The organism is Microcystis aeruginosa LEGE 91341, assembly GCF_015206885.1.
GTDB classification, from domain to species: Bacteria; Cyanobacteriota; Cyanobacteriia; order Cyanobacteriales; family Microcystaceae; genus Microcystis; species Microcystis aeruginosa_H.
In genome coordinates, this window is record NZ_JADEXY010000173.1 from 1 (window position 1) to 7,814 (window position 7,814).

The 7,814-nt window shown below is 44.6% G+C and carries 6 protein-coding genes; 4 read left to right on the forward strand and 2 right to left on the reverse strand.

Annotated features, from left to right (window positions below):
• Positions 1 to 72: 72 nt before the first annotated feature.
• Positions 73 to 1,800 carry a hormogonium polysaccharide biosynthesis protein HpsL gene (gene hpsL / locus IQ234_RS18890; RefSeq protein ID WP_193958209.1) on the reverse strand — a complete coding sequence of 576 codons (1,728 nt, stop codon included), beginning with the start codon at positions 1,798 to 1,800 and terminating at the stop codon, positions 73 to 75.
• A gap of 57 nt (positions 1,801 to 1,857) precedes the next feature.
• Positions 1,858 to 3,297, reverse strand: coding sequence for a phosphoglucosamine mutase (glmM, locus tag IQ234_RS18895; RefSeq protein ID WP_193958210.1), 1,440 nt, complete (start codon positions 3,295 to 3,297; stop codon positions 1,858 to 1,860).
• Between the two features lie 296 nt (positions 3,298 to 3,593).
• On the opposite strand from glmM, the gene IQ234_RS18900 reads away from it, so the two are divergent.
• The 4 genes from IQ234_RS18900 (at position 3,594) to IQ234_RS18915 (ending at position 7,726) form a co-directional block, all read left to right on the forward strand.
• Positions 3,594 to 4,535 carry a glycosyltransferase family 2 protein gene (locus tag IQ234_RS18900; RefSeq protein ID WP_193958211.1) on the forward strand — a complete coding sequence of 314 codons (942 nt, stop codon included), beginning with the start codon at positions 3,594 to 3,596 and terminating at the stop codon, positions 4,533 to 4,535.
• A gap of 205 nt (positions 4,536 to 4,740) precedes the next feature.
• Entirely contained in the window at positions 4,741 to 5,949 is a 1,209-nt protein-coding gene (locus tag IQ234_RS18905) for a hypothetical protein (RefSeq protein ID WP_193958212.1), read from the forward strand.
• Positions 5,950 to 6,310: 361 nt separating this feature from the next.
• A complete protein-coding gene (locus IQ234_RS18910) occupies positions 6,311 to 7,003 on the forward strand; it encodes a PEP-CTERM sorting domain-containing protein (protein WP_228008623.1) in 693 nt (230 codons plus the stop codon).
• Between the two features lie 201 nt (positions 7,004 to 7,204).
• Positions 7,205 to 7,726, forward strand: coding sequence for a photosystem I assembly protein Ycf3 (locus IQ234_RS18915; protein ID WP_002770118.1), 522 nt, complete (start codon positions 7,205 to 7,207; stop codon positions 7,724 to 7,726).
• Positions 7,727 to 7,814: the final 88 nt, after the last annotated feature.

Here is a 7,814-nt window from a genome sequence, read left to right on the forward strand (position 1 = left end):
GGGGAAATGGGGGAATTTCCAATAAAACCCTAAAACCCCAAAACCCAACCACTAACACCCAGCACCCACATTTCAAGCTAAAGAAATACCCTTGCGTTTAAAATTTAAGCCCTTTTTGGAGGATTTTGTTTCGGTTTCTCCCGCCAGAATTTTAGCCTCTTTTTCCTGTTTTTCAATAATGGGTAATTTAAAAATTACGCCAGCGAATATCCAGTAATAAACGCCCACAGGATCCGTATCGAGGGCATACCAATAGGGAAGATAGGCAACAAAGAGCAGCAAAACCCAATAACTACCGGCAAAACCTCGCAGAGTCGGGTCTTTGAGGGAACGATAGCTGCGAAAGGCCAGATAAACTAGATAGGTCATGAATATCATGTACAAGGCAAAACCAATGTATCCCAACTCGAATAAAACTTTACTGTGATAGGTTTCCACGAAAGAAATATCACCAAAAACCCTAGCAGAAGCTGTGGCCACACCAAGTCCACGACCTAAAATACCGCCCTGATTACGGATAGCAAAATCCAACTGTTCTTGAAGGAAAGCAGTGGGGGGACTGCTTTGCCAACGGCTGATGGCACTATCGTAGCGTTGTTGGACAAAATCGGGGTTAAGGAAGGAAAAACCGATAGCTAGGAGTAAAGCGGCGGCAAAAATGATCGGCAAAAATCGTTTTAAGTTAGCGATTTGTCCCGTAAGAATCGTCATCAGACCAACAATCATTGGTACGGCAAAGAAAGCTAATCTTTGCCCAGATATCACTGCATTAATAAAAACTAGGGTTAAACCCACTAGGGCTGCTAGTCGCCATTTTTGGGAAATTTCACTAAAGGCACTGGCATAACAAATCACGGCACTAGAGACCAAAAACCAAGCCCAGTGCCAGGGGGAAACAAAAGTACCCGGTAGGCGGATCATATTTACTTCCGGACTATAGACTAATCCCCCACCGACCAAACACCTTGCCTCTAAGGTGGCTTTGAATAGTGAGTCAGCCACGTAGCCTCTAGTTCCTACACAACGACCGGTTTTCAGCATCCAGTATTGCATTAGTCCTAGGACACAACAAATAATCACTAAAGTCACCAAAAGACGACCAAAAAATAACAGGGTGGGTTTGTCTTTGATCAAGTAATAAGTGCAGAAGATCAAGGGAACATAACCTAGCAAAACTTTAAACCCTAATAGTCCTTGCAGAAAAGGCTCACTTACCCGACAGGGAACCTCAACCAAAAAGCCGTTTCTGAAAACTCTTATTCCTTCTACAGATTCACAAGTAGGCAAAAATTGTCTCTGTAAATTGACAGCTAATAGACAGACTACACAGAAAACAAAGATTAATAATAGGGTTGTACCTAATTGTTTCGGGACAATAATCGGTAATCGCTTTTTTCGACATTCTAAAACTAAGGCGATTAAAGCAGGTAGATAAAAGATATCTTTACTGATCTGGAGGATTTGACTACCTCCCAACCAATAGATGACAGTACCACTAAAGGGGACATAGATAATAAATGCCCAAAGGGCTGTGCGAGGATAGCTAAAGGAGAAAACTCCTAAAATCAAGGCGAAACTTACTGTAGCTCCTATCTTGGGATCAAATAATAAGCTGAGGGGTAATCCGATCAAAATTGCTGCACAAATAGCAAAAACAATCAACCCCGTTAACTTTTGTTTACTTTGCCTTTCTTCTTTTTTGAGGGCAAGTTTCTCTTTGATGTTAGGCGGGCGACTATCGGCTTTTGTTTCCCCTTGTTTATTCTTTTTTTTCTTGCGATCGATACTTAGTCCAGTCATAATTATCCCTTGCTAGGCTAGGCTAAGGGCATTATAATCCCTGTTCCCCTCGATCGACTACAAAAGATAGCTTTGCACCGCTTCCACTAGCCTTTCTGTCCAAAAACTGGCTAATTCTAGGGTTTCTGCTTCCACCATCACCCGAATTAACGGTTCTGTCCCGGAAGCGCGCACCAAAATTCGGCCTTTTCCCGCCATGGCTATCTCAGCTTGGCGGATTTCCCGCCGCAAAGGTTCACATTGCTGCCAATTACGTCGCACTTCTCTATCTTCCACCCGCACATTGCGTAAAATCTGCGGATAGGTGACAAAGCTATGATCGACTAAATTAGCCAAGGAAACCGCCGATTTCTGCACTAAAGCCGCTAAATGTAGGGCGGTTTGCATTCCATCCCCAGAAACTCCGTAATGATGGCAGAGAATATGGCCGGATTGTTCACCCCCTAGCATGGCTCCAGTTTCCCACATTTGCGCCTGAACGTGCTGATCGCCCACGGCAGTCCGCAAGAATTGCCCCCCCAGTTTTTGCCAAGCGCGTTCAAAACCTAAATTAGCCATCACCGTTGCCACTAATAACCCATCGGGTAGCTGTCCTGCTTCCAGGAGGGAACGACCCCAAAAATAGAGGATATAATCGCCATCTACTACTCTACCCTGACTATCCACGGCCAAGACTCGATCGGCATCGCCATCGAAGGCAAACCCTAAATCCGCTTGCTGATTGATCACCGCCGCCTGTAAGCTTTCCAAATGGGTAGAACCACAATTAACATTAATGCGATCGCCATCGGCTTGATCGTGTAGGCAGATAACTTCCGCCCCCAAGGTTTGGAATACTAAAGGTGCTAGGTTAACAGCTGCCCCCCAAGCTAGATCCAAAACTATTTTTAATCCCGATAGGTTAATATCCGTCCCGACGGAATCAATGACAGCTTGATAATATTTTTGGATTAATTCGGGACAAAAAGTCGCTTTTCCCCAATTTTCCGGTTTATCTGCTAATTCTAAATTGCCTCTTAAACCCGCTTCTATCTGTGCCGCTAAACTGCCAGATAATTTTAAACCGCTGCCGTCAAAAAATTTAATGCCGTTATCTTCAGGAGGATTATGACTGGCAGAAATCATGATCCCCCCCATCGCTTCGCTTTCTCTGGTTAAATAGGCGACGCAGGGGGTAGGACATAATCCCAGTTGCCAGACTTCTATTCCCGCCCAAGTTAAACCCGCAGTGATAGCATTAGCTAACATATCACTGGAATTACGCGAATCTTGACCGATAATTACTGGTTTGGTGACACCAGCTTGATTTTTTAATACCTGTCCCGCCCAAAATCCGATTTGTAGTGCTAGGGGGGCAGTTAATAATTCTCCCACTTGGCCGCGAATTCCGTCCGTGCCGAACAGGGGTGATGACGGTAATTCGATCAAACCCCCTAAGGATAACAGGGGATGCGATCGAGCTTTTTGCCCATTTTGATACGATAGAGACGCTACCATGGCCGATTCCTTTCCTCACACAACACATTCAGAGGATAACATGATCACCGATTTTTTAAAATCAATGTTCCCAGTTGACCTTAATCCCCCTCCCGGAGTTCCTTACAGTGTGGGGAAGTGGGGTGTGGGGTGTGGGAATTATAAATTATAAATTATGAATTATGAATTGGGGTGTGGGGAGAAAAAAGCCGCCTCCTGAATCCTTTCTCCTGAATCCTGCCTCCCGCAGGAAGATTTTTGATTTTTGCCAGAGGTCTAATCATTTGGTAAGCTGAAACGGTAATCTTGACCCCCGAATGCGCGTGCTGATCAGTGTTGTCATCCCTACCTACAATCGCCAAGCAATCTTAAAAAAATGTTTACTCGCCCTAGAAAATCAGCGTTTAACCGATAATAAGGTGGAAAACTACGAAATAGTCCTTGTCGATGATGGCTCTACCGATGGGACGATCGCTTGGCTAGAAACTCAAAAAGCCAATTTACCCCATCTGCAACTGTGGCAACAGGATCACGGCGGACCAGCGATCGCTAGGAATCTGGGGGTAGAAAAAGCAAGTGGTGATACGATTATTTTTATCGATAGCGATCTGGTAGTGACAGAAAATTTTTTGCAAGCCCACGCCGACGCTTTAACCGCCGGGGCAGCAAGTCTTGGCAGCGATCGCTTATTTACCTACGGCAATGTCATTAATACCTGTAACTTCGAGCATCCCACCAGTGAACCCTATAAAATTACCGATTTCTCCGCCGCCTATTTTGCCACTGGCAATGTGGCGATCGCTAAAAAATGGTTATTAGCAGCGGGATTATTCGACACCCAGTTTCAACTCTACGGTTGGGAAGACTTGGAATTAGGGGTGAGATTGAAGCAATTGGGGCTAAAATTAATTAAGTGTCCGGAAGCCGTCGGTTATCATTGGCATCCCCCCTTTAATCTCGCTCAAATTCCCAATCTCATCGACAAGGAAATTCAACGGGGAAGAATGGGAGTGCTTTTCTATCAAAAACATCCCACCTGGGAAGTGCGGATGATGATTCAAATGACTTGGATTCACCGACTTTTGTGGGGTTTACTTTCCCTAGGCGGAACCCTGAATGAACGCAGCCTCTCCCCGCTGTTACAATGGTTAATCGATCGAGGTAAACCGCAATTAGCCCTAGAAATTGCCCGCATTTTTCTCAATTGGTACAACGTGCGCGGCGTTTATCAAGCTTATCGGGAAATGCAGCCTCAGTGAAATGTCTTGCCAAACACCGATGCGGTGTGACAGGATTTAGCCGACAACCGACTCCCTAAAACCAGAGACTTTGTACCTCACCATATTTGCCCAGAAAAAACTTAATATTTTCTTTCTTTTTTTGATAATTGCTGCCACAATCAAAAGCAATCGGCATAGAGAGCGGCAGATTACAAGTAAATTTTCCCATAGGAGGAATCCCACAATGAGTATCGTCGATATTTTAATCGGTTTTGTCGGTGGAGGTGCGATCGGGGGTGGAGCTTTATATGCTCTCCAAGAGGGAAAAATCAGGGAAGCACTGCAAAAACAGGAGAAAATTCGGGCGGATTTAGGTGAAACAGAAGCGGAGTTAGAAGATACCAAAGGACAGTTAAAACGACTCGAACTCTCCCAAGAACGGATTGGCAATATCGAAGCCACCTATAGAGAAGAAGTGGCTAAATTGCAAAAAGAGTTAGAAGACAGCCAAAGACTTTTACAAGAGGCAGCTGGCGCAAATCCAGTTCAAGCCGTGGAAGTTGCCTATAAAACCCAAATTCAGGAACTTGAACAGGAATACGAGACTAAAATCGAGGAATTGCGCCAAAGCTATCAAAGTCAAATTCGCGAGATTATCGACGGGAAACAAGCAGAAATGGAAGCTCTGCGTCAAAGTCAACAGGCGCAGATTCTAGAATTAGAAAATGGCTATCAGTCGCAAATTCAACAACTGGAACAGGGTTATCAAAGCCAACTGTTAGAACTACAAAACGCCACCCAAACAATCCAACTTGGGGAAGAAATCAATCCTTTTGATGGTTTTATCACCGAAGAAACCCTAGTATTGGAAACGGAATTTGCTCCCGAAACGCTGCTAGAACCCACAGTTTATGAACCAGAATTCGCCAGTGAAATCAATCCTCTTGATGGTTTTATCACCGAAGAAAATCTAGATTTGGCAGCAGAATTCACTCCTGAGATGGATAGGTTTGGCGAAGAAGAAGAAACTAGAATGATCGGTAGCCTAGAAGAATTATCGGGTAATTACGATCAGAGCTACAGTCAAGAAACCCTTGACAGTGACACGGATTTCCCTGATTTATTAGCCACTGACTCAGAAAAATTCGCCGCTGCTCCAAATTCTCTAGATGACTTATTTGCCGATATTACTGACAGCAATAGCCCCGAAATATTCGAGCCTTTTGCTGAAGAAACCCCCAAAGTTGAATCTAATGACAAAAATGTTGCTTCTTTTCTCAGCAACCAAGAGGAACTAGATTTCTTTAGTATGTGGGATGATGAAGAAATGAGCGATCTAAAATCCCTACCTTCTGACGAAGAATTTCCCCTTGATGATCTATTTAGCGATGATTTATTCTCCGATGGGGACAATGGCAAAACCACGATGCCAGAATCTCATCGAAATTTTTAGGTGTGAAACCCCGTCCCTTGAGGACGGCTTTGTATTATAATATGACTACCTACTGACCCACCCACGACGGTGAAGACATATAGCGGTAAGCGCTTGAGTGGGATACAAACCAAGCTTTGCCTACCATGGTTTATAGCTCGTGACACTGTACCTCATACGACTGCACACCGCTATAAACCCTAACACCGAAGTTGGCAACACCACGGGACAGTGTCTCCGCGTCTGCCCTACCTCTCTACCATAAAAAATTTTTAAAACTGTATCAAAAGTAACAGACGTGAGGAAAAAAAGCGAATAAGATGTGCGAGGATATTCCATATCCGCTCGGCTTTACTTAAATTTACCTTCTTGAGTAGATTTCATGATGAAACTAACTACTAAATCACTTGTGTTATCCACTGCCACTTTCGGACTAATGCTAGGCGTGGCACAAAACGCCCAAGCTGGCAGACTGATTACCGGTGTCGAGATCTCGGCTACGAGCAGCAATGTCACCGTGAACTCGACCTGGATCCTAAACAATGTCATCAATGGGAGTGGGATGCCCAACAACAAACCAAGTCTGGGGAAAACTCACGCTCTCTCGGCTAGTACTAATGCTTGGCGGTCGAATAACACCACCTTCCCGCTAGCTAGTCCTCTCAGCCTTACTTTTAAGCTCGGTACTGTTCCCAATGATCTGCTCGGACTTAGTTTCTGGAATATGACTGGTGTTGTTCAAGACACAGCTAATGGAGTTCGAGGCGCGAACTTTGAATACTCCACCAATAATGGAACGACTTTCAGTGCTTTAACTCCGATCGCCTTCAACGGTGTCGCTGGTGCTTGGACTGGCTCCTTCACAAGAGGAACGGCTAATCCTAGTGGTCCAGAAACGGTCGATTTTAACCTAGTCAAGGGGGTCACTCATGTTAGATTGAATATGACCAGCAACTATGGTGGCCAACGTATGGGCTTCAATGAGATTGCATTTAAATCAATCCCCGAACCTTCTGCCTCCCTTGCTCTGTTGGGCTTAGGCTTAGCGGGTGTTGGTTTGAGAAAAAGAATTTAATCTTTAGATAGTAGGTTGGATGACACGATAATCTCATAACAGGGTATTTCTTGGGTTTCGTTCCCAAAGTCCAGCCTACTTACTCAAAATCTCGATTGAAGCCGCGTCATCCTGGCAGCAAAAACTAGAAAAACAGCCCTAGTATTGCCCGCGAGTGCTATAAAGGTAGATAGTCATCTCGATCGCCTACTCGACCTAACTATGCCACGCACTCAACGTAACGATAACTTTATTGATAAATCTTTTACCGTCATGGCAGATATTATCTTAAAGATACTGCCCGCCAATAAAAAAGCCAAGGAAGCCTTTGTTTATTACCGCGATGGGATGTCTGCCCAAGCTGACGGCGAATACGCCGAAGCCCTCGATAATTACTATGAAGCTTTAACATTAGAAGAAGATCCTAATGATCGCAGTTATATTCTCTACAATATCGGCATTATCCACGCTAGTAATGGCGAGCATGAAAAGGCCTTAGAATACTACGAAGAAGCTATCCAACTTAATCCCAGAATGCCCTCCGCTTTGAATAATATCGCCGTTATTTACCATTTTCAAGGGGAAAAAGCCAGAGAAGACGGACAACAGGCCGAAGCAGAAGCACTCTACGACAAAGCGGCAGAATACTGGAAACAAGCCATCCGATTGGCCCCCAATAACTACATTGAAGCCCAAAACTGGCTGAAAATTACCGGGCGATCGGAAATTGATGTTTTCTTCTAAATTGAGGAGACAGGAGACAGGAGACAGGAGACAGGAGACAGGAGTCAGGAAATTGCTTTTATTTATTCTCCCCCCACACCCCACACCC

Bases quoted from the DNA above. Each gene is read 5' to 3' on its own strand.
- IQ234_RS18900 (WP_193958211.1), top strand. From the start codon at position 3,594: ATGCGCGTGCTGATCAGTGTTGTCATCCCTACCTACAATCGCCAAGCA.
- hpsL (WP_193958209.1), bottom strand. From the start codon at position 1,800: ATGACTGGACTAAGTATCGATCGCAAGAAAAAAAAGAATAAACAAGGG.
- IQ234_RS18910 (WP_228008623.1), top strand. From the start codon at position 6,311: ATGATGAAACTAACTACTAAATCACTTGTGTTATCCACTGCCACTTTC.
- glmM (WP_193958210.1), bottom strand. From the start codon at position 3,297: ATGGTAGCGTCTCTATCGTATCAAAATGGGCAAAAAGCTCGATCGCAT.
- IQ234_RS18905 (WP_193958212.1), top strand. From the start codon at position 4,741: ATGAGTATCGTCGATATTTTAATCGGTTTTGTCGGTGGAGGTGCGATC.
- IQ234_RS18915 (WP_002770118.1), top strand. From the start codon at position 7,205: ATGCCACGCACTCAACGTAACGATAACTTTATTGATAAATCTTTTACC.